Genomic DNA, 18,989 nt, shown 5'->3' with positions numbered 1-18,989 from the left:
ATTATGGGTGTCATTTCGACCGGAGGTCGCCTGCGGCGACCGGAGTGGAGAAACCTGCAGTTGCTTTTCGGATGATTTGATCTGCCCACGAACTTCGTCGAAGATCTCGCCCCTACTCCCCGCTCGCCTGCACAGCCCCCGCCAGCAGAATCGGCGCGGTCGGCGTCTTCGATCCCGCTGCATCCTCCAGCGTCACTCCGAACGCCTTCGCCTGCACGCCTTGCGGAATTTCCGGCAGCACCACCGATCCATTACCCGCAAGATCCGGCTTGAATACTCCAGCGGGAATCGGCGCTGACCCATCCGCCGGAATCACCCACAGCTCATACGCCTTGCCCGCAGGAACCGGCGCCAGATTGCTCGCCTGCAGAATCAGCCCGCCCCGCGCCGCGAGATACACCACCCGCCCCGTCGGAGCCGGCGGAGTTTTAGGCGCAGTCAACACCACCTTCTGAGCCGCAGGAGCCGTCAACACCTCAGCCACCTGCTTCTCCCGCGACTCGCTCGTCTGCAGCGCCGCCATCCTGCTTTCGCTCTCTTGCAAACGCGCCTTCAACGAACTCACTTCAAATCCCAGCGCCGCAGCCACAATCAACGCCGCAGCCGCAGCCAGCCAGCCGATCCACCCCGTGCTTCTGGACCTCGGCGCTCGATCAATGGCGATCGGCTCAGCACGTCTGTTCTCAACTGCTCCAGCCTTCGACTCGCTCTTGATCCTCTGTACGAACCGCTCGCGCGCACCCGCCGGCAGCGGCTGCTGATCGACGCTCAGCGCCAGCATCGCCAGATCGCCTTCCGCCCTGGCAAGCTCAGCCCTGCACACATCGCATCCCGACACATGCGCGCGCACCGCCGCCATCTCCTCCGGGGAGAGAGCCTGCAGCGCGTACAGCGCGAGATCGTCCGGCGATATGTGTTGCGCGTCCATCATGCTTCGAGTCTCTTTCTTAAGCTGCTCAGCGCCGACCGGATCCGGGTCTTCACCGTTCCCAGTGGCTGTCCTGTCCTCTCCGCTATCTCCGAGTGAGATAGCCCATCAAAAAATGCCAGCTGTAACGACTGCTGCTGCTCCTGCGGCAAATCTCCGACAATCCCGCGCACCCGCTGCATCAGGATGCTGCGCTCTGCCTCGCTCTGCAGATTCGTCGTCGAAGCCACCACCACTTCGTCCACCGGCTCTGCCGGCCTGCGCTGCCGCAGCTGATCGATCGCCCGGTTCCGCGCCACCACAAGCAGCCACGTCCCCAGCGTCCCTCGCGAAAACGAGAAGCTGTCAGGATTGCGCCAGAGCTGAAAGAAAATCTCTTGCATCACATCTTCCGCCTGGCCCGCATCCTTCAGCACCCTCAGCGCAACCGAATACACCAGCCCCGCATAGCGATCGAACACCTTCGCCATTGCCTGCTCGCCACCGGCGCGCACCTCAGCCATCAGCGACTGATCGCTGCCCATTTCGCCTGCACCAATAGCGCGCGAACTCACGGTCTCACCATGAGTACGCCGCTCGGGCGGAAACGGATTGTTCGATTCAGTCGACATCGCCTGGGGATTGACCTGACCAGCGCAATTCTATCCCGCCGGGCACGGGTCCTGATCCGCCATTCCATTCCTCGCAGGCAATTCACCAATCCAATTCCGCTCCAGCCACGTTCTGCTAGTGGCAACGCTCGGTTCGCCTGCGGCTCTCCCCGGATCCGCGCATTCAAAACTCGACTAATCGCTCAGGAGGTCACATGAATCATCCAGCTTCGCCCCACTCTGCAGACGCGATCATCACGCAGCGCCTTGCTCGCCGCAAATTCCTCGCCCAGGCCGGCATTTTCACGCTGGGAGGCGCAGCAGCCCTCGCCACCTCCACCTCTGCCTTCGCCAAAGAACACGACTCCGCAGCCGAAGCCGCACAGGAAGCCGCGCAGGGCATGGATACCGTCAAGGAAATCTTCACCGCCGCCCTCATCGCTGAAGATCTTGCCTCCACCTTCTACTACAACGCGCTCGTCGGCTCCGTCATTCAGGATCCAAACCTCGCCGGCCCCGGAGGCACAGCCACCAACGTCAGCAGTTCCGGAAACTCCGGCAACGTCGCTTACCTTCGCGCCGCGCTCACGCAGGAATTGCAGCACGCCGCGCTCTTCCGCTCGCTCCTCGGCATTCCCTCCGCAGCGCAAGACCCGGTGCAGACCTTCTACTTCCCGGCCGGCACCTTCGACTCCCTTGCCAAGTTCACCGGCTTGCTCGATGCCCTCGAGAACGCCTTCATCGGCGCGTACCTCAACGCCATCCAGGAATTCGCCGCCAAGTCGGCCAACGCCCATCGCGGCGACGGCGCATGGCGCGAACCCGCAGATCGCGCCTACTCCAAAGAGCAGCTCGACTACTTCGCCAAAGTCTCCGCATCCATCATGGGCGTCGAAGCCGAGCACCGTGTCCTCGGCCGCGTCATCTCCAGCACCGATCCCGCCAACAACCTCAACTACGAATCGACTGACGGACTCAACGCTGTCTACAACGGCCCCCACTCCGCCGTCGCCGCGCTCACTCCGTTCCTCACCTCGTCCACCGGCCCCGGCTTCACGCTCGAAACCGCCGTCATGCACCAGGCCGACGTCTCCCTCCCCATCGCCGGCGGCCCCCCCGCGTACTAACTCGACAAGCAGTTTCCTTCATCAATAAACACGTCCGACTGTGCCCCGTTCATCGCGCTTTCTGCGATGAGCGGGCTTACCTTCTCCAACACTGTCTGTCATCTCGACCGGAGGTCGCCTCCAGGCGACCGCAGCGGAGAGACCCGCAGTTGCTCTCGCTTGGTGTCCAAAAATCTCTCAAGTTCCGAGTCGCCGACCATCCGCTCACAACTCAAAAGAGTTGAGGTTTGGAACCGGAAATCTTTCGTCCTGTTGCAACTGCTCGAATTGTTCTTTCGACCACGTCCTCGACCAGAATCCGGCGTAACCCGTTGCAACCTGGGTATACTCTCCTACCTTTGAGGCCAATAGGGTCTTGAATTGTGCAATCACATGTTGCTCAACCAAACCCGACTCGCGTTCGACCTCTTTTTTGTCGGTCCATTTCAGCGATCGAGTTCCATGATCGTAGTCATCTACCTACCAGACGCCACCGATGCTAACCGTGGTCTCGCTCTCTTGGCAGATGTCTATTTTGGCGAACCCACCCTGTGGCGGAGAGAAGCCTAGGCTCCAACAAGGAGCATCGTGGTAGTACTTCTCAATGAACAAATTGTAGCGCCGAGCAAGATCGACGAGTGTTGGACCGATCGGTGCGAAAAACCTATCGTTCTCGGCCACAATTTCATCCTGCGAAAGCATGTTCCGCCGCCCATCCAGCATCGAATCTCGCGCCCCCTTTTCAACACGATGATAGAGCCGAGCGAAGTAGCGATGGACGGAAAAGAGCGATCTAGGTCGAGTGACCGGGGATGCTGAACTTGAGAGCAAAAGATTGTTAAGTTCCCCATGGCCGACCACTGGCCCATATCTTGTCGACAGGGATATAAACTCGTCTATGCGATTGGGTGCTGCAGGCTTTTCCTCGCCGCAGCGGCATTAGAATCTGACTCATTTGTGCCCGACAACACTGTGGAGAGCGACGCGCACCGGTATCAAATTCAGTGGCGAGCCTATAGGGACCGCCGCATGTGGCTTGCCGTCCTTATCTGCGTCGAGTTCGTCGCGTTCTTTCCCTTCATTGCCTTAACAGAGAGAGCATTGAAACACATTTTTCCTACAGGCGATACCGCATTCCTTGCCGCTTCAGGATTACTTGGGGCCATGTATCTCTTTACAGTCTCGCGGCTTCGAAGTTATCCCTGCCCACGCTGCGGGAAGAATTTCTTCGGAGGATTCATTGCCACGCCAAGAAACGTATTAGGGAGAAAGTGTGACAATTGCGGCCTGCGCATATATGAGGGCGAATAGCCTTAAAAGAGCCGCTCTCGGGCGAATAACCGGCCACCATCGCTTTGAGAGCAAGATGTTGCCGTTATCAGCGCGACGAGGCTGTCTGAGGAGCGTTCTGTTCGGCTTTGTTACTGAGCAGAATCGCAGCGGAAATGGTGTGCGCAGACCCAAAATCTACAGCCATCAATAAGCGCGATGTCCAGGAGGTGATTGCCAACGGCAGACCTATCTTTGGCACCGTTCGCCGGAAGAGATATCAATCTCTTCTCGCACTCGACAAGGAAGGGATGATCCGAAAGCACTCTCGCTGTCTCCACGATAACTTCATCCCAGAAGCCGATCATCTGGTAGCCAATGTATCCGGCGCACGTGACGATCTTCTTTGTTCCTGACCCCTCCTGCACAAGGATGCTGAAGTTGTCATACCCAGCTTCAATTTGAAGAAGGCTTGAATCGGCCCAGCGAATGCAATCGCCGTCGATTTTCGGATCATGCATCACTCGAGCCTCTCTGTGGGCAAGCCGGACGCGCCGCTCCAGTGTAGCTGCTTGACCCAGGTGATCCTTGTTCCCATTTTTGAGGAGGCGGTGACGATCTAAGGGCAACGGAGCCAATCACCGGCCATCCGGAACTTGAGGGCAAAAACTTGTAGAACTTCCCCACAGCTGGCATGGAAACATCCCTACCCATTCGCCCCCTGCAGCGCCTGCGCCAGCCGGTGAATCGCTCCCTGCTCCGCATCCCCAATCACATAAAACCGCAGCCCATTCTTCTCCCACGTCTCCACATTGAACGAATCCCGCACCGACACCCCGCCCGCAAACGGCAGCGCCGTCCCGAACTTCGCATCATCCTGCACGATCATCACCGAAATCTTGTGCTTGCCCGTGCCCACCACAAGCTGCGCCGTCGCCTGCTGATGCAGATACACCAGCTTCCCGCCCAGCAGCGTGAACTCACTCCCCGCAAACTCCGGCAAGTTAAACGCAAACGGAATCTTCCCCTGAAACCACGGCTTCACCGTGTGCCGGTCTGAAGACACCACATCGTAAGGGTTCGCGCTCGCCATATCCGCCACGTGCAAATCAGCCACCTCTTGAAACGCCTCGTTTCTCGCCGCGCTCTGCCGCGTCCACACCACGGCCAGCACCATCATCGCCAACGCCGCAACCGCAGCCGGCCACAACCACCGCAACCCCGCACTCCGCTTCGGCGCGATCTGCCCCTGCACCTTTCGCCTGAACTCCGCGCTCGGCGCAAACCTCATCGCCGCAGGCTTCATCGCCCGCCGCAGCCTCACCTGCGCTGCGACCTCCGCCGCGCATTCAGGACAGCTCCGCAGATGCTCCGCGAGTTTCCGCTCCTGCTCTCCCGCAAGCTCGCCGTCGAGATACGCCGCCAGCGCATTGCGATCCTGACCGCACGCCGTCATCGCACTGCCTCCCTCGCGCCCAGCGCCGCGCGCAAATTCCGCCGCGCCCGCGCCAATCGCGACATCACCGTCCCCGCCGGAACATCCAGCACCTGCGCGATCTCCCGGTACGACATCTCATCCACATCGCACAGCAAGATAATCTCGCGATGCGCCACCGGCAGCTTCTCCAGCGCCCTGAAAACCGCCTCCTGGCTCTCCGTCGCCAGCAGCAGCGCCTCCGGCGTCACCTCGTGCGCAACCGCCTCATCCAACCCCGTCTCCTCATCCTCCAGGTACGAGGTCTTCTGCTTCAGCCCGCTCCGCGAATTCAAAAACGCATTGCGCAGAATCCGGAACATCCACGCCCGCAGATTCGTCCCTTCCGCAAACGATCCAAAACCCTTCAGCGCCTTTGCGTACGTCTCCTGCACCAGGTCTTCGGCATCCGCGCGATCCCCAGTCAGCCAGCATGCGTGATTGTAGAGCTGATCGAACAGCGGCATCGCCAGCTGCTCGAAGAACGCTCGCTCCATCCGGAACCTTTCGCACCCATCTATTTGCCCGAGGATACCACTCGAAGAAATTCGATGATGTCGCCTCTCTCTCTTGGATCGGCCACATGAAAGGCCATATCGTTATCCTTCACCACCGCATCCGGATTCGCCAGCCACCGGTCCAGCATCGGCCCATCCCACGTGATCTTCGCCGCCTTCAACTCCGCGGAATAGCTGAAGTCCGCAACCGCCCCTGCCTTCCTTCCGTAAACTCCCGCCAGCCGCGGACCCTCCTTGTTCTTATCCAGCGAGTGGCACCCCGTGCATCGCTTCTCAAACAGCACCTTCCCATTCGCCGCATTTACCCTTGGTCCCACCTCCGTCACTCCCTGCGTTGGGTACAGCAAAATCGCCAGCGTGCACGCACCCCACGACCACCCCAGCACCACCCAGAACCGCCTCGCTCCCTTGCCGCTCATTGCCCGCTCTTCTCCTTCTGCCCTTCCATCGCCGCTCTCACCCGCCGTCGCTCAGCGCGCGCCCACGCCGCCACCGCCTGCTTCTCCGCATCGCTGATGTGCCGCGTCGGATGCATCATCGTGTACGCCGTCGGCGGCATCTCTTCGCTGCGAATCTCCGCCGCAATTCGCGACAGCGCCTCGATCTGCTGGTCCGCGCGCATCTTCTGCCATCGCGAAAAGTTCAGCGCCTGCCTCCCATCGCTCACGTCGTGCTCCATCACCCACGACCCCGGAGCCAGCCTGCTGTACACCGGCCAGTGCGTCCGGTTCGAGTGGCAATCCCCGCACTTCTGCTCCAGCACCTGCCTTACTCCCGGCGAAATCTCGCTCCCTCCCAGCAGTTCGCCCCCCGCGTCCACATTCCGCACATCGCCCCACGGATGCACAAACGACAATCCCAGCGCCGCGGCAAACACAGCTCCCGCAAATCCAGTCGTAATCTTCCCCACCATCACAGCCCCAGCACCCGCTTCTCCGCGTTCTCCTGGGCCAGCGTCGCATCCACCACAGCCAGCTCTCGCCGCTGTGCCACGAAGTTCACATCTGTAATGCCCAGCACGCTCTCCAGCTTCTCCGCCGCCACCTTCATCGGCCCCGGACTCGGCGCCGCTCCCGGCGCGGGCTGCGGAAAGGCCGTCGACATCGCTGTATGGAACGTCACGTTCCCCTCCACCTTCTGCATTACTTGGTGGATATGCCCGTTCAGCACCGTCACTGACCCAAATCGCTTCAGCGCCCCAAATGCCTGCTCGCTGTCCGACGTCCCCCATCCCCACTCCGGATACACCGCCCACAACGGGATGTGCGCAAACACCACCACCGGCGTACTGCTCCTCACCGCGCGCAGATCATCCTTGAGCCAATCGATCTGCGGCTGCCCCAGCTTCCCCATTCCCTCCAGCTGCACCACGTTGTTCAGCCCCACAAAGTGCACGCCCTTGTGGTCGAAGCTGTACCAGCCGTTCCCCTTCGTTCCCTTCCCGTAGCGCTCCAGGTACATCTTTCCGTCATCGACCGACGTATCGTGCTCGCCCGGCACATAGAAAACCTGCCGTCGATTGACTAATTGCCCCAGCGTGTCGAACTCGCTCGCTTTCGACGAATGCGTCAGGTCCCCCGTATGAATCAGAAAGTCCGGCGTCTGCGCCGCCCCATCGATCTTCGTCAGCGCCTTCTGCAGCGTAGCCGTCACATCCGTATTCGCCGGCTTGTTGAACCCAATGTGGCTGTCGCTGATCTGCACAAAGCTGAAATCCGACTTCCCGCCTCCGCGCGCTCCTTCCCCAAACGCCCTTGACGTCGGCACGCCTGCCGCAAAGGTCCACACCAGCCCTGTTCCCGCCCACGCCATGCACTTCAAAAATCCACGCCGGTCGATCCCATCTGCGCTTACGCCTCCGTCCTCGCTCAAACCCTTCTCCGGCGCCATCTCCATCTGCTCGAATTGCAAGTCACGCATCATCCTCTCCTCGAACTCGGCTCATCCTTCACGCCCGTTCACAGTCGATAACCAGCAACCCGCCGCTTTATTCCCCCTCGCCACGAAAAAACTCATCCTGCCCCTCCGCCCACCGATCCTCCCGCGCACCCCGCATCCACCTGGCTCCGCCGCATTCAGCGTCCTCAACGGCGCGTATAATTAACCTTCTAAGGACGTTTCATCTCTCGCGGTTGAGCACTCCCCGCCCGCCGCCACGGATCACTGAATGCCCGACCACATCAGAAAGCAGCTCCTCAAAGAGATTGCTGCTCTCGAGCATGAACTCGCTCACGAACTGCCGGCCGAGATCAAAAAGGCGGCCTCCCTCGGCGACCTCTCCGAGAACGCCGAGTACCACATGGCCAAGCAGCGGCAGGAGTTCGTCAACGCCCGCCTCGGCCAGCTCAAGCGCCGCATGGCCGAGCTCTCGCTCGTCAACCTCGCCAACATTCCGCGTGACAAGGTCGGCTTCGGCTCCACCGTAGTAGTCTTCGACAGCACTAAGGACGAGGAGCTCGTCTACCGCCTCGTCACCAGCGAAGAGTCGGACGTAGCCAAGGGCCTCATCTCCACCACTTCACCCATCGGGCGAGGACTCGTCGGCAAGCAGGTCGGCGACACCGCCACCATCGTCACGCCTAACGGCAAACGCGAACTCGAAATCCTCAAGCTCACCACCGTCCACGACGAAGCGGACGAAGACGAAGAAGAAGAGGCCGGTACCGGCACGGATAAGTAAGGGAAGTACGATGACTTGGACCAGCGCTTTCGGCCGCGCCTGCGGCTGGCTACTTGACCGGATCGTTCATGGTCTGGCCCTTACAAAGATCTCTCCCAACGTACTCACCTTCATCGGCTTGGTCATCAACATCGTAGCGGCCTTCTTCTTCGGCCACGCCAACGCCTCCAACGCCGGAATCATGTTCTTCTACGCCGGCTGCGTCATCTTCGGCGCCGGCCTCTTCGACATGGTCGATGGCCGCGTCGCCCGCAAGACCAACCAGGTCACCGTCTTCGGTTCCTTCTTCGACTCCGTCATCGACCGCTACTCCGACGTCGTCCTCTTCTTCGGCCTCCTCGTCTACTACGGACGCATCAACCGCTTCCGCTATGTCGTCCTCGTCGCCTTCGTCATGGTCACCTCGCTGATGGTCAGCTACACGCGCGCCCGCGCCGAAGCTCTGATCGGAGCCTGCAAAGTCGGCTTCATGGAACGCCCCGAGCGCATCGTCCTCATCCTCCTCGGAGCCCTCTTCGAACGCTGGGGCGTCATGGCCCCCGTCCTCTGGGTATTAGCGGTCCTCTCCACCATCACCGTCATCCACCGCATCCAGTACACCTACCAGTTCACCAAATCCATGGCCCCCATCAGCGAGTAGCCCCAATTCGGCCGTAATCAGCAGGACCGAAAACCAAAGCTGTGCCCCATTCATCGCAGCACCGGGGTGTGCTGCGATGAGTGGGCGTCACCAGAGAAGACGAAAGCCTACTGCCATCCCGCGCACAGTGCGGTGATCTGCGCTCCCTGCCCGTGTTCCCAGCGCAACCAGAGTGCCCATCAGGGCACAACTTCTCCACGAACCTTCTGCATCGACATCCATCCAAGCTGAATCTTTTCAACTGCAGCAAGGAGACGAGTCATGGCAACAAAAACTGTACTCATCACCGGTGCTTCAACCGGAATCGGCAAGGCGACAGCGCTCTACTTCCAGCAGCAGGGTTGGAACGTGGTCGCCACGATGCGTAATCCAGCCGACGGCGCTGAACTGCAGTCCTTGGATCGAATTCTGGTTACGGCGCTCGATGTAACGAAGCCGGACACCATCCAGCAGTCAGTTGCGGCTGCCATCGATCGTTTCGGTTCGCTTGACGTCCTCGTCAACAATGCAGGCTTCGGTGCCTACGGCCCTCTCGAGGCCACAAGCATGGAGATCGTCCGCCAACAGTTCGACACCAATGTCATCGGATTGCTTGAGACCACCAGGGCGGTGCTGCCGCACATGCGCGCGCAGCACTCAGGGGTCATCATCAACATCTCCTCCATCGGAGGCAAGGTGACCTTCCCGTTCGGCACGCTCTATCACGGCACCAAGTTCGCCGTGGAAGGAATCAGCGAATCGCTAGCTTACGAAGCAGGCGCGATCGGCGTAAAAGTCAAAATCGTTGAACCTGGCGCGATCAAGACCGACTTCGCAACGCGATCGTTCAAGTTCAGCAACGATGAGTCTCTTGCCGAATACCAGCCGCTGGTTGGTGGACTGATGACCGTCATGGGACCCCTAATGGAAAAGGGCGCGGAGCCTGTCATTGTCGCAGAGGTTATCTATCGCGCAGCCACTGACGGCTCTGACCAACTGCGTTACGCCGCCGGAGATGACGCTCAGCCAATCCTCGACAAGCGCAAAGGCCAGGATGACCACACCTTCATGACAGAAACGCTTGCCATGTTCAGTTAAGATGCGAAAGCACCTCTCTGAAGCGAAGTGAGGATCACATCCTCGGCAACAATAGACGCGGCAAAAGAATACCCTCAACATCCCGTTAGCCGGTGATACACCAGCAGTATGCCTCGGCGACGTATCGAGGCTCTAGCGAATGGTGGACACCGATGTGTTGATTGTCGGCAAAGTGGCTTTTACTTCGACGAGCGTGTGACCAAGATCAAGGTCTGTGACGCGCATGAAATTGTTGGGCGAACTCACTTCCTCAGGTAGCATTCGATACTCAATCTCAGCCGTGTAGCTGCACGATTGGTGCTGGCCTCCAGTAACCCACCCGTATCGACGGCTCTCAAGGAAATCACGGCCGCTCACTGCAAACACTTGAAACGCGCCCTTACTTGGGCCATCCACAAATCGAACCTCGGAGTGGCCATCAGGGTAGACGATCACCGCAAAGTGGAAGACACCTTTCATGTATGCAGCACGGGCAATAGGCGGATAGATCGGCAGCTTGGACTCGAAAATCTGAATGCCTTTGCAGTCGGGCTGTTGAGCAAAAGCGCAGCTAGTAAAGCCCAGCAACAGCAGAATTCTCAAACCGTTTCGCATATCGAATATCCTACGGCCCCTGCGCAGAGCGGATCATTAGTCAGCGGTCGGCAATGGGGACTCTGAGGTCAAGAAAATACCCTCAGAGCGACAATCGCCGGTGACTCTACCGGAACCCGCTAAAATCGGGTTGCTCCCGGTTGACGGATCAATGATGAAGACATTTCAGTGGCGCTCACTAGTTCTTGCTGTTCCGTTTGCGGCTCTGCTGGCCATCACCGTTTACGACGGACGCAAGGAAGCTGTTCTGGCGGTCCGCGAACAAAGAGCTGAAGGTGTTGTAACCGGGTGCGACCCGTCCAATCACAACTGGTGCCATTACAAGTTCTCGTTTCGGGAGCGGACCTTTGAAGGTTTCGGCGGATGGGTAGGAAAGCATCCATCCACTGGACAACATGTCACCGTATTCTTCGATCCTTCAGACCCAAGCACAAGTTCCCTTGAGGACTATGCGTCTGAAGACCGGCGCGAAAGGGGCATCGCACCGCTCTGTTGGGCCGGGATTCTTACGGTGGTAATGATCATCGTTTCCGCACAGTTTCCTCGAAGGCAGCACGTCTAAAGGGTCTCCGATTTCCCGTGTAGTCGATGGGGACGTTGGCAATCTTTTGATCTCAAAGTGATGGTGGCCGGTTATAGGTCCAGAAGTCTCTCGTCAGGCCAATCCATCACACGTTTCAGTCGATTCGATTATTGTGAACTTAGGTGCCACAGGATGATGGATGGCCGTCGCAATATGCTTTCCCAAGATGACCTAGTGGCAGACTTGGAGAGATTCTTCGCGCCGATCGGGCCAACCCTGGTCGCGCTTGCTCACCAGTACAACCTATTCCTTGAGAAATACCGTCATGATGGCCCTTGTTGGATCTTGTGCTGCTCTCATCCTCAAGGGGGTATTTGTGAAGTACACATCTGTCCGGCCAGCAGCGCAACCGTCAGGCTCTCTGGAGTCTGGTTCATGTACGATTACGATCTCGGGACCATTTCAGTCAAAGACGCCGAGAAGCCCGAAATCGAACCACAGCCCGCGTTGGTCGAGAAGAGCGTCTCTGCAGCGTTGAAGTCGCTATTGAATTTCAAGCCTGGCGAGTGGACCCAAGTGTTTTCAGAAGGCTATCGCGGATTCTGGTCCAGGACGTGGACCAAGGAGCAATTCGAGGACTTTCATCGGGGGGATCGATACCCCGTTCCCAATGTGGATTCTCTTCTTTAGGTCTCGAGCATGCTGCTAGTCAAACGGAAAGAAACTTCCGTATTGCTGGTAACACGACCAGAATTGGCACACCCGAAGGCTACTCAAGCCCGAGTGACTTGCCATATTTGATAGCTAAATCTTCGGGAAGCACGCTCGATAACGGCCCTCTGGGAATACCGAAGTTCAGCGAACGCTTTTCTCTCTGAAGACTTTCAAACCCCTGTCCGAGGCAGAAGCTTCGGATGCCGCTGACCTCAAGCCACTTCGCTGCTCGCTCCGTGCACAGTCGATGTCCAGTCAAGGGCCAAACGAAAAAGAAGTCTTCTCCTGTCCATTGATCCCAGTCGATGACGTTATCGAAGTCTGCTATCGGTCCGTAATTCTTCCATAGACATCCAGAACAGCTTTCGAGAACGCGCATACCTGATTCCGGGCGAACGACTCCAGCCCAACCTGTGACAGTGAATTCCTTGTATTGATCGGATATTCCGCCATCTAAAAAACTCACCCTAGCCGGTTGAGTTCGGAAACCGGTAAAACCCTCTCTTTCGAGTCGTTCAACAACGGTCACATGAACTGTGATCTGCGGCCCCCATATGATGTGCTCTTCGCGATTGTTGTGCTTCACCGTGTAATGCAGAGGACCAATTCTTCGACCACTTTTGGGGTGCGTTCCGCCAGCAGGACAGGACCTATATTCCCATTGCTTGAACGTCGTTTCGGGATCGGCGAGTAGCTGGTGATTGCGAGGACTCTGAAACTGATAGAAGGAAGGCATGAAATCCATGTGAGAACAAGGTAAGTGTCTCATCCTCGAGTCGCAGAAGCCGTAATTGGTGAGTGGTCGGCTGTATGGACACTGAAGCCAAGAAATTGGCCTCAAGGTCCAGTCTGCCGGTGACTCGCCAACAGCCCTGATTTCCAGATAGTATTCTCGTTGAATCGCGCAACCCTGCGGAACACACGGCATGCAACGAACTACGATAACGGGTCCATTGGTCGGACTACGGCGTGATTGCCCACGCGCAGCAGAATCGTAACTGCAGACCTATACCCCTCGGTCAAGTTGCATCGCTCTGCCCGTCGAACCCGAACTCCCCGCCAATCTATCCTCCACAAGCAAAAGCCGCTGGCATAGAAGGTACCGTCAAAGTGTTTGCGCAGATCAACAGATCGGGTAGGGTCGATCTGCTTTGGGCGGTCAGCGGCCCTGAACAACTCCGGGAGGCAGCTCTCGAAGCTGTGAAAAGCTGGATTTACCGCCGATATCTGATCGACGGGCGAGCAGCCGGTTTTAGATCGGTGATCAACGTGAAGTTCACGCTCGAACGAGAATCCACTAAGGCGTTACCGCACAACTAGCGAATCGTCGCCAAAGTCGGCCCTAGTGCAAGAAATTGCAAGCTTCCGAGTAGCCGGTGATTCGACCCATACAATCAAGTTGGCTCAATGCGTATCAGAGTAACCGCCCCATGTGCCACAAACGCGACAGCAAAAAGCGTAAGCGGTTGGCCCCGAGTCCCTGTCGAGACTTTTCATGTATTGAGCAAGCTCATCGGTCGAGAAGCCCGATTCCTCCGCGATAGCCTTGTACAAGCTTGAATCGAAGTTCTGCAGTTCCGCTGATCCCACTGGCGCAATGAACTCGGCTGCATCACCGCAGTGAGTGAACCATCTCTCTTGTTGCCAACCATTGAATGATGGCGTGCGGAAACAAACTTCATCCATTACTGAGCCGGGTACCGCGTCCCAACGACCATAATCACCAACTGCTTTGGGATCGATAAACTCTGCTCCGAAAAGTCGATGTGCGGTTCCATCGAAGATGCACCACGGGCACAACGCGTCATCGAGTTCGTGGCTGGAATATACGGCTCCAATGTACATAAACCCGCGAGATTGATTGCATGCCTTACATTTCACGCCCGAGGCAACAATAGATCCTGACGAGATCGGGTCTGGGTGATACTTGAAGGTCGGCAGCAACAGTTCGCTCACATTTTTTCTCCGCATGTCAGGATACCGTCCTGACCACGCAGGTGCCCGTTAGCATCGGCAACCTGGCAACTTCTTGGCCTCACTGTCCAGATCGCCGGTGACTGGCTCGTCTCAGTCGCGTCCCGGCTTAGCTACCTGCCTTGCGAACACACAACGCACGCTTGAAGGTGCTGTACCCAAGGTTGTCATTGAACCTCTTCCCGCTGTTGAAATCGAAGCGCGGTGCAGACCCGGAAGGCTGTCCGCGATCATCGTGGTTGCGACTGCTGCTCCATTCAAGGCCCGTGAGAAACAGGTTTCCTTTCACATGCCACATAGCCCTGCCGGACCCAGCAAGTCCCGGGCTTTCGAGGTTCGCGTCATAGATATCCTGCAACTCGTAAATCGTCGCAAGTCTCCAGTCGGAGTACCCAGCTAGCCGGAGATCGCGGCAATACTTCATTGCCTTTTGCCAACTCACGTCTTTGCCGTTGTCCTTTGCGGCCCACATCAGGCCAGAGGTATCAACCCAATACGCACGCGATCGCGTTTCATTTGGAAGACGTTGGTCACCAATCGGCACTTGAGCACACGAGATTGTGACAACGAAAACAAGGAGGGCGGCGACTCTCATGCAAGTCAAAGTTAGCTCAATAGGCGACAATTCGTTCGCACTTTGTGACACATCCGAAACCTGCCACAGTGTCGCTCCCGATGCGTCCTGAGCGAGTGGTCGCCGACTGAGACACTGAAGCCAATTTTTGTCGATCTCTTCGGCTGGCAGCAATGTGACTGGAGTTGAAGAGTGCCCGTGTTGGCAGCGGAATTCTCTTCCCTATGGGTGAATGCCGGGTGTTGACCAACACCCCCACCACCCCCATCGAGGTTTCCGCTAACGCCGGTCAATCCCTCTCCACTTCACACCCCCGCAACTTCCTCATTCCAGAACGCAAAAAGACCTGCTCAGTTAGCGAATAAGCTCTCGACAACCACCCCGATTCGCCGGGTGCCCCCGATCCTCGCACTTGGGGATCGGGGAAACGACCTAATCTCACCGCACTCTTCTGGGAGACAAAACGGTTCCAACTCCGCACTTCCGTCCCTTATTTCAGCTCAGCCCGTTGAGCCCCGACCTTCGCTTCGACCGTCACATTGCCTTCGCTCAGTCCTGAACTGCGAGCCGTCAACACAATGTTTCCTGCCTGTCGCGAAGACCGGAGAACCACAAGCGCGCGCCCTTGATACAGCTTGCGGCGCTCGTTGTGATATGAATCCGGATCCTGCGCGTCCCCGTTCCCCACCGCTGCAATCACGCCCGGTCCGCTGATCGTAAACTGGACCTCCTGGTCGGCCCGCAGATCCGGCCGCCCATCAGCATCCACAGCTTCAACGGTCAAAAAAGACAGATCCTCCCCATTGGCAGCAAGCGTCTTGCGATCCGCCGTTACTCGCAGCTTCGTTGCCGGTCCTGCGGTTCTAAGCACGCTCTCAGCGACTACGCGATCTCCGCGCAAGCCGACGGCTTTCAGCACACCCGGAGCATACGGCACTGGGAACACTGCCTTGAATTCCTGATCTCGTCCCGTTGGCTTTTCCCCGATCAACTTATCGTTCAGAAATAGCTGCACCTTCTCTGCGCCCGAGTAGACCTCAACTTCCAGCGGCTTGCCTTCTTCCCCCGGCCATGTCCAGCTCGGCAGCGTCGGGTAGTCCGCCCACATAATCGCAATGATCTTCTTCTCGTCCGTCTCGGGCAGTCGCACCGTCGCATACACACGGTCGCCCCCATTCCATATGATGTCGCGGTAGTACGACTGCGGCTTCCTCCATCCCGTCAGATCAAGATCCCCGCACACCGCTGCATGCCACGGATACGGATGAAAGAACAGCTCCATCATGGCCTTCGAGGCCGGATCGGAGTTGTTCTTCGCCATATCTCCCATCACGTCCTTTCCGTTAGCCATCGCCGTGAACATCTGATCGATCATCCCCGTCCCGGCCATCATTCCTTCCATTCCCTTTGCCGCCTTCGCCTGCTGCGGCGTCCCATACTGCCACGCGCCGATCCCCGACTCTCCCAGGTAGTCCATCGCCGTCCAAGTCAGATCACCGAGCACGTACGGGTTGTCATGCGAAACCTCCCACAGCGGAAACACCTTCGATGGCCACGACTCCGTCGTCAGCATCATTCTCGATGGCAGCTGCTGGTGATCCTTCTTGTATGTCGGCAGAATGTTGTAGTTGTATCCCGTAATATCCAGTTGCGAAAACACCGCCTGTGCCGTCGGCTTCGTCGTCGTCCCCGGGAACGCCAGCGTCAGCGGCCGCGTGTCATCGAGCGCGCGAATCTGGTCCGCAAGCTGCTTGCCCAGCGCCGCTCCGCGCTCCACCTCAAGTTCAGGAATTTCGTTTCCGATTCCCCAGATCACAACAGACGGATGGTTTCGGTCCCGCAGCACCATCGAAGAGACGTCCTGCTTCCACCATGCATCGAAGTCGCTGCCGTAGTCGAACTTGACCTTGTGCGCCTGCCATACGTCAAACGGCTCATCCAGCACCAGCAAGCCAATGCGGTCGCATGCATCCAGAAACGCTGTTGACGGCGGATTATGCGCCGTCCGCACCGCATTCATCCCCGCCGCCTTCAATAATTCCACCCTGCGCTCTTCCGCACGATCAAATGCGGCTGCACCCAGCGGCCCGTTATCGTGATGTACGCTTCCGCCTGTCAGCTTCACCGGCTTGCCATTCAGCAGCAGCCCCTTCTCCGCCGACCACGACAGCGATCGGATGCCGAACGGAGTCTTCACCTGGTCGATAACCTTGCCGCCCTTGCGAATTGTCGCCACCGCGCTGTACATCTCCGGCGACTCGGGCGACCACAGCGCAGGCTTTGCCACCGTGATCTCCTGGGCCGCCTCCTCTTCCTTGCCGGCTCCAACGCTCAGCTTCGAGGCCGTGCCTCCAACCTTCCGTCCTCCCCTGTCCAGCAGAGCAGTCTCAACCGATACGTCCGCAGAATCGGCAGATTCGTTCATCACCTGTGTCCGGATCGACACCTTCGCCGAATCGCTCGTCGCCTCCGGCGTTGTGACAAACACCCCCCAGTGCGCAACGTGTACCGGCTCTGTCACCACCACTCGTACATGCCGATAGATACCCGATCCGCTGTACCACCGGCTGTTTGGCTGCGCGGAGTTGTCCACGCGCATCGCCAGCACATTGGCGCCGTCGAAGTTCAGCTCCGGCGTCAGATCGAACGTGAACGCCGTGTACCCGTACGCATGGTTTCCCAGCTTGTGCCCGTTGAGGTACACCGTCGCATCACGGTAGACTCCATCGAACTCCACGCTCACGCGCTTCGTCCTCCACTCCGCGGGTGCATGAAACGTCTTGCGATACCACCCGACTCCTCCCGGAAAAAACCCTTCGCCTGAGCCGCTCGGATTGTCCTTCTCCGGCTTGCTCTCAATGCTCCAGTCGTGCGGCAGATCGACATTGCGCCACGACTCCTCTGCAAACGACACAGCCTCGGCGCCTTTCGCGTCGCCCAGGTGAAACTTCCATCCCGCATCTGCGTCCAGTGACTGCCGGCCGGTCACCGATTTTGGCGCGCCCATCCCGTATTGCATGACACTTGCCGCTGCGGCAGCCAGAAAAATCATTGCGCGGAGTCTCGGCTTCATGATGATGACCTCTTTCTCGTTTTGCTCTTTGCAGTAGATTTGCGTTTGCTCGATCGCGCCTGAGCTGTATCGCCACGTATCCCAAGCAGGAGTATTCGGATGCTCTCGCGCAACAACTGGTCGATCGGTCGTCCGTACTCAGCCTCCACCTTGCTTCCTAGGGAGGCGAGTCGCCGCTGCGCACCGATCACCGCGTTCATAACAGCATGCATCGTCAGGTCAGGGTCGAGATCAGGCCTCAAAGACCCGTCCGCAATCCCATCTTTGATCAGTTTTCTGAAGAACTGAAAAGGCTCGGGGTGAATTTGCGACTCGAGAGCGAGGAGCCGCTCCACAGGCCAGTTGCGAGCATACATCGCATCGAACTGCGCCATAAACCGAACCTTCTCCGGATTTTGCGAGAGATCCTCGGCCATCAAACCCAGCAAAATAGTGATCCGAGCCAGCGCATTCGGCGCATCCTTCATCGCCGCGCCTGCCAGATTCCCTCTCTCCCCCATCAGCTCGCCGACGATCGCCCAAACGATGTCATCTTTGCTGGAGAAGTACTGGTAGATAGTCGAAGCCTGGACTCCGCTTTCCGACGTGATATCCGCCATCGTCACTCGGTCGATTCCTCGCTCATCGAAAAGCTGCGACGCAGCATCGAGGATTCGCCGGCGCTGCCGCTCGCGATGCGCCTGGTAAGTGCCCGCCGCTTTCCGTCGCTTCGGAGTCGCCAACTGAGCTTCCTTTGAAATTCAGCATACATGATCTAATTCGAAATGCTCCTTCGAATTAGAGATACCGAGAGGAAGAACGCTTGCCGGCACCTGTGGCTGGAGGTGCACATAAATCGCCGCAACCATCTGCTCTACCAGAAGTCCAGACGCAACCAGCAGAACCAGGTTTCTGCCGCGAGTGGTGAATTGCTTACCCAGCCATGGCAGCAGGAACAGGGATCCGGTGAGCATCTCTCCCAACTTGCCTGCGAGCATGGCCTGATGGGGTAGGTGACTCTGCTGGCCAAACGTTGGAACGTGGAGAGACATGAACGAGGCGATGCTTCTGCGGACCCCAATCTTCACGTACTCTGAGCAGACTGAAACGACCCAACCGCAGAAGTAGCCTTCGTCCGACGGCGAATCGTCAAGGTATTGGCCTCAATGTCTCAGTCGCCGGTAACACAGCCAGAGCGCCAAAAATGGGTGTCATCCTTGTATCTCTAGATCAGCAGCAGTTTCGGTGAGACTGTTGCAGTGGGGGAGTCGAGTGG

22 protein-coding genes are annotated in these 18,989 nt (G+C 58.2%); 7 read left to right on the top strand and 15 right to left on the bottom strand.

Annotated elements, in window-relative coordinates:
• Nucleotides 1–112: 112 nt before the first annotated feature.
• On the bottom strand, nucleotides 113–931 hold the full coding sequence (locus DHV10_RS15075) for an anti-sigma factor (RefSeq protein WP_109487225.1): 819 nt from the start codon (nucleotides 929–931) through the stop codon (nucleotides 113–115).
• Complete coding sequence (locus DHV10_RS15070; RefSeq protein ID WP_239461756.1) at nucleotides 928–1,539, bottom strand: sigma-70 family RNA polymerase sigma factor; 612 nt, start codon at nucleotides 1,537–1,539, stop codon at nucleotides 928–930. The genes DHV10_RS15075 and DHV10_RS15070 overlap by 4 nt, the downstream gene beginning before the upstream one ends.
• Nucleotides 1,540–1,733: 194 nt before the next feature.
• Between DHV10_RS15070 and DHV10_RS15065 the strand changes: the two genes are divergently transcribed.
• Complete coding sequence (locus tag DHV10_RS15065; protein ID WP_109487224.1) at nucleotides 1,734–2,645, top strand: ferritin-like domain-containing protein; 912 nt, start codon at nucleotides 1,734–1,736, stop codon at nucleotides 2,643–2,645.
• 1,400 nt (nucleotides 2,646–4,045) lie between these two features.
• On the opposite strand, the gene DHV10_RS15050 is transcribed toward DHV10_RS15065, so the two are convergent.
• From DHV10_RS15050 to DHV10_RS15025, 6 genes are all read right to left on the bottom strand, one after another.
• A complete protein-coding gene (locus DHV10_RS15050; RefSeq protein ID WP_109487221.1) occupies nucleotides 4,046–4,414 on the bottom strand; it encodes a hypothetical protein in 369 nt (122 codons plus the stop codon).
• Between the two features lie 185 nt (nucleotides 4,415–4,599).
• Nucleotides 4,600–5,349 carry an anti-sigma factor family protein gene (locus DHV10_RS15045; RefSeq protein WP_109487220.1) on the bottom strand — a complete coding sequence of 250 codons (750 nt, stop codon included), beginning with the start codon at nucleotides 5,347–5,349 and terminating at the stop codon, nucleotides 4,600–4,602.
• A complete protein-coding gene (locus DHV10_RS15040; RefSeq protein WP_109487219.1) occupies nucleotides 5,346–5,864 on the bottom strand; it encodes a sigma-70 family RNA polymerase sigma factor in 519 nt (172 codons plus the stop codon). The genes DHV10_RS15045 and DHV10_RS15040 overlap by 4 nt, the downstream gene beginning before the upstream one ends.
• 20 nt (nucleotides 5,865–5,884) lie before the next feature.
• On the bottom strand, nucleotides 5,885–6,304 hold the full coding sequence (locus DHV10_RS15035) for a c-type cytochrome (RefSeq protein ID WP_109487218.1): 420 nt from the start codon (nucleotides 6,302–6,304) through the stop codon (nucleotides 5,885–5,887).
• A complete protein-coding gene (locus tag DHV10_RS15030) occupies nucleotides 6,301–6,798 on the bottom strand; it encodes a heme-binding domain-containing protein (RefSeq protein ID WP_109487217.1) in 498 nt (165 codons plus the stop codon). Before DHV10_RS15030 ends, DHV10_RS15035 begins: the two co-directional genes overlap by 4 nt.
• Nucleotides 6,798–7,805 (bottom strand): metallophosphoesterase family protein, encoded by a 1,008-nt coding sequence (locus tag DHV10_RS15025; RefSeq protein WP_239461754.1) that lies wholly within the window; start codon nucleotides 7,803–7,805, stop codon nucleotides 6,798–6,800. The genes DHV10_RS15030 and DHV10_RS15025 overlap by 1 nt, the downstream gene beginning before the upstream one ends.
• A gap of 247 nt (nucleotides 7,806–8,052) precedes the next feature.
• Here DHV10_RS15025 and DHV10_RS15020 point away from each other — a divergent pair, with 247 nt between their 5' ends.
• The 3 genes from DHV10_RS15020 to DHV10_RS15010 all read left to right on the top strand — a co-directional run bounded on the left by DHV10_RS15020 (nucleotide 8,053) and on the right by DHV10_RS15010 (nucleotide 10,282).
• Nucleotides 8,053–8,565, top strand: coding sequence for a GreA/GreB family elongation factor (locus DHV10_RS15020; protein WP_109487216.1), 513 nt, complete (start codon nucleotides 8,053–8,055; stop codon nucleotides 8,563–8,565).
• A 10-nt stretch (nucleotides 8,566–8,575) separates the two neighbouring features.
• Nucleotides 8,576–9,205 (top strand): CDP-alcohol phosphatidyltransferase family protein, encoded by a 630-nt coding sequence (locus tag DHV10_RS15015; RefSeq protein WP_109487215.1) that lies wholly within the window; start codon nucleotides 8,576–8,578, stop codon nucleotides 9,203–9,205.
• 261 nt (nucleotides 9,206–9,466) lie between these two features.
• Nucleotides 9,467–10,282 (top strand): SDR family oxidoreductase, encoded by an 816-nt coding sequence (locus DHV10_RS15010; RefSeq protein WP_109487214.1) that lies wholly within the window; start codon nucleotides 9,467–9,469, stop codon nucleotides 10,280–10,282.
• A gap of 132 nt (nucleotides 10,283–10,414) precedes the next feature.
• On the opposite strand, the gene DHV10_RS15005 is transcribed toward DHV10_RS15010, so the two are convergent.
• Nucleotides 10,415–10,876, bottom strand: a complete 462-nt coding sequence (locus DHV10_RS15005) for a hypothetical protein (protein WP_204101433.1) — start codon at nucleotides 10,874–10,876, stop codon at nucleotides 10,415–10,417.
• 151 nt (nucleotides 10,877–11,027) lie between these two features.
• On the opposite strand from DHV10_RS15005, the gene DHV10_RS15000 reads away from it, so the two are divergent.
• Together DHV10_RS15000 and DHV10_RS27210 are read left to right on the top strand one after the other, a co-directional pair.
• Nucleotides 11,028–11,438, top strand: coding sequence for a DUF3592 domain-containing protein (locus DHV10_RS15000; RefSeq protein ID WP_109487212.1), 411 nt, complete (start codon nucleotides 11,028–11,030; stop codon nucleotides 11,436–11,438).
• Between the two features lie 396 nt (nucleotides 11,439–11,834).
• A complete protein-coding gene (locus DHV10_RS27210; protein WP_162601563.1) occupies nucleotides 11,835–12,089 on the top strand; it encodes a hypothetical protein in 255 nt (84 codons plus the stop codon).
• Between the two features lie 79 nt (nucleotides 12,090–12,168).
• On the opposite strand, the gene DHV10_RS14990 is transcribed toward DHV10_RS27210, so the two are convergent.
• Entirely contained in the window at nucleotides 12,169–12,849 is a 681-nt protein-coding gene (locus tag DHV10_RS14990; protein ID WP_162601562.1) for a hypothetical protein, read from the bottom strand.
• Nucleotides 12,850–13,082: 233 nt separating this feature from the next.
• On the opposite strand from DHV10_RS14990, the gene DHV10_RS28310 reads away from it, so the two are divergent.
• Entirely contained in the window at nucleotides 13,083–13,433 is a 351-nt protein-coding gene (locus DHV10_RS28310; RefSeq protein WP_109487209.1) for an energy transducer TonB, read from the top strand.
• Nucleotides 13,434–13,517: 84 nt separating this feature from the next.
• Here the strand turns inward: DHV10_RS28310 and DHV10_RS14980 are convergent, their stop codons facing one another.
• The 5 genes from DHV10_RS14980 to DHV10_RS14960 form a co-directional block, all read right to left on the bottom strand.
• A complete protein-coding gene (locus tag DHV10_RS14980) occupies nucleotides 13,518–14,069 on the bottom strand; it encodes a CbrC family protein (protein ID WP_162601561.1) in 552 nt (183 codons plus the stop codon).
• 127 nt (nucleotides 14,070–14,196) lie between these two features.
• The gene (locus DHV10_RS14975) at nucleotides 14,197–14,559 is read right to left on the bottom strand and encodes an Lcl domain-containing protein (RefSeq protein WP_162601560.1); all 363 of its coding nucleotides are present in this window, start codon (nucleotides 14,557–14,559) and stop codon (nucleotides 14,197–14,199) included.
• Nucleotides 14,560–15,151: 592 nt separating this feature from the next.
• Nucleotides 15,152–17,734, bottom strand: coding sequence for a glycoside hydrolase family 2 TIM barrel-domain containing protein (locus tag DHV10_RS14970; protein WP_109487206.1), 2,583 nt, complete (start codon nucleotides 17,732–17,734; stop codon nucleotides 15,152–15,154).
• Complete coding sequence (locus DHV10_RS14965) at nucleotides 17,731–18,456, bottom strand: TetR/AcrR family transcriptional regulator (RefSeq protein WP_162601559.1); 726 nt, start codon at nucleotides 18,454–18,456, stop codon at nucleotides 17,731–17,733. The genes DHV10_RS14970 and DHV10_RS14965 overlap by 4 nt, the downstream gene beginning before the upstream one ends.
• Before the next feature lie 18 nt (nucleotides 18,457–18,474).
• Nucleotides 18,475–18,765, bottom strand: a complete 291-nt coding sequence (locus DHV10_RS14960; protein ID WP_109487204.1) for a hypothetical protein — start codon at nucleotides 18,763–18,765, stop codon at nucleotides 18,475–18,477.
• Nucleotides 18,766–18,989: the final 224 nt, after the last annotated feature.

It is taken from the genome of Occallatibacter savannae (genome assembly GCF_003131205.1).
In the GTDB taxonomy this organism is placed as follows: Bacteria; Acidobacteriota; Terriglobia; order Terriglobales; family Acidobacteriaceae; genus Telmatobacter; species Telmatobacter savannae.
Note: the sequence above shows the minus strand (reverse complement) of the source record. Positions and strands in the feature narration are given on the sequence as shown.

Coding starts and splice junctions, on each gene's coding strand:
- DHV10_RS15045 (WP_109487220.1), bottom strand. CDS start 5,349: ATGACGGCGTGCGGTCAGGATCGCAATGCGCTGGCGGCGTATCTCGAC.
- DHV10_RS15065 (WP_109487224.1), top strand. CDS start 1,734: ATGAATCATCCAGCTTCGCCCCACTCTGCAGACGCGATCATCACGCAG.
- DHV10_RS15070 (WP_239461756.1), bottom strand. CDS start 1,539: ATGTCGACTGAATCGAACAATCCGTTTCCGCCCGAGCGGCGTACTCAT.
- DHV10_RS15075 (WP_109487225.1), bottom strand. CDS start 931: ATGATGGACGCGCAACACATATCGCCGGACGATCTCGCGCTGTACGCG.
- DHV10_RS15000 (WP_109487212.1), top strand. CDS start 11,028: ATGATGAAGACATTTCAGTGGCGCTCACTAGTTCTTGCTGTTCCGTTT.
- DHV10_RS14970 (WP_109487206.1), bottom strand. CDS start 17,734: ATGAAGCCGAGACTCCGCGCAATGATTTTTCTGGCTGCCGCAGCGGCA.
- DHV10_RS15020 (WP_109487216.1), top strand. CDS start 8,053: ATGCCCGACCACATCAGAAAGCAGCTCCTCAAAGAGATTGCTGCTCTC.
- DHV10_RS14960 (WP_109487204.1), bottom strand. CDS start 18,765: ATGTCTCTCCACGTTCCAACGTTTGGCCAGCAGAGTCACCTACCCCAT.
- DHV10_RS15030 (WP_109487217.1), bottom strand. CDS start 6,798: ATGGTGGGGAAGATTACGACTGGATTTGCGGGAGCTGTGTTTGCCGCG.
- DHV10_RS15005 (WP_204101433.1), bottom strand. CDS start 10,876: ATGCGAAACGGTTTGAGAATTCTGCTGTTGCTGGGCTTTACTAGCTGC.
- DHV10_RS15050 (WP_109487221.1), bottom strand. CDS start 4,414: ATGCATGATCCGAAAATCGACGGCGATTGCATTCGCTGGGCCGATTCA.
- DHV10_RS27210 (WP_162601563.1), top strand. CDS start 11,835: ATGTACGATTACGATCTCGGGACCATTTCAGTCAAAGACGCCGAGAAG.
- DHV10_RS15015 (WP_109487215.1), top strand. CDS start 8,576: ATGACTTGGACCAGCGCTTTCGGCCGCGCCTGCGGCTGGCTACTTGAC.
- DHV10_RS14990 (WP_162601562.1), bottom strand. CDS start 12,849: ATGCCTTCCTTCTATCAGTTTCAGAGTCCTCGCAATCACCAGCTACTC.
- DHV10_RS15025 (WP_239461754.1), bottom strand. CDS start 7,805: ATGCGTGACTTGCAATTCGAGCAGATGGAGATGGCGCCGGAGAAGGGT.
- DHV10_RS15035 (WP_109487218.1), bottom strand. CDS start 6,304: ATGAGCGGCAAGGGAGCGAGGCGGTTCTGGGTGGTGCTGGGGTGGTCG.
- DHV10_RS15010 (WP_109487214.1), top strand. CDS start 9,467: ATGGCAACAAAAACTGTACTCATCACCGGTGCTTCAACCGGAATCGGC.
- DHV10_RS15040 (WP_109487219.1), bottom strand. CDS start 5,864: ATGGAGCGAGCGTTCTTCGAGCAGCTGGCGATGCCGCTGTTCGATCAG.
- DHV10_RS14975 (WP_162601560.1), bottom strand. CDS start 14,559: ATGTGGGCCGCAAAGGACAACGGCAAAGACGTGAGTTGGCAAAAGGCA.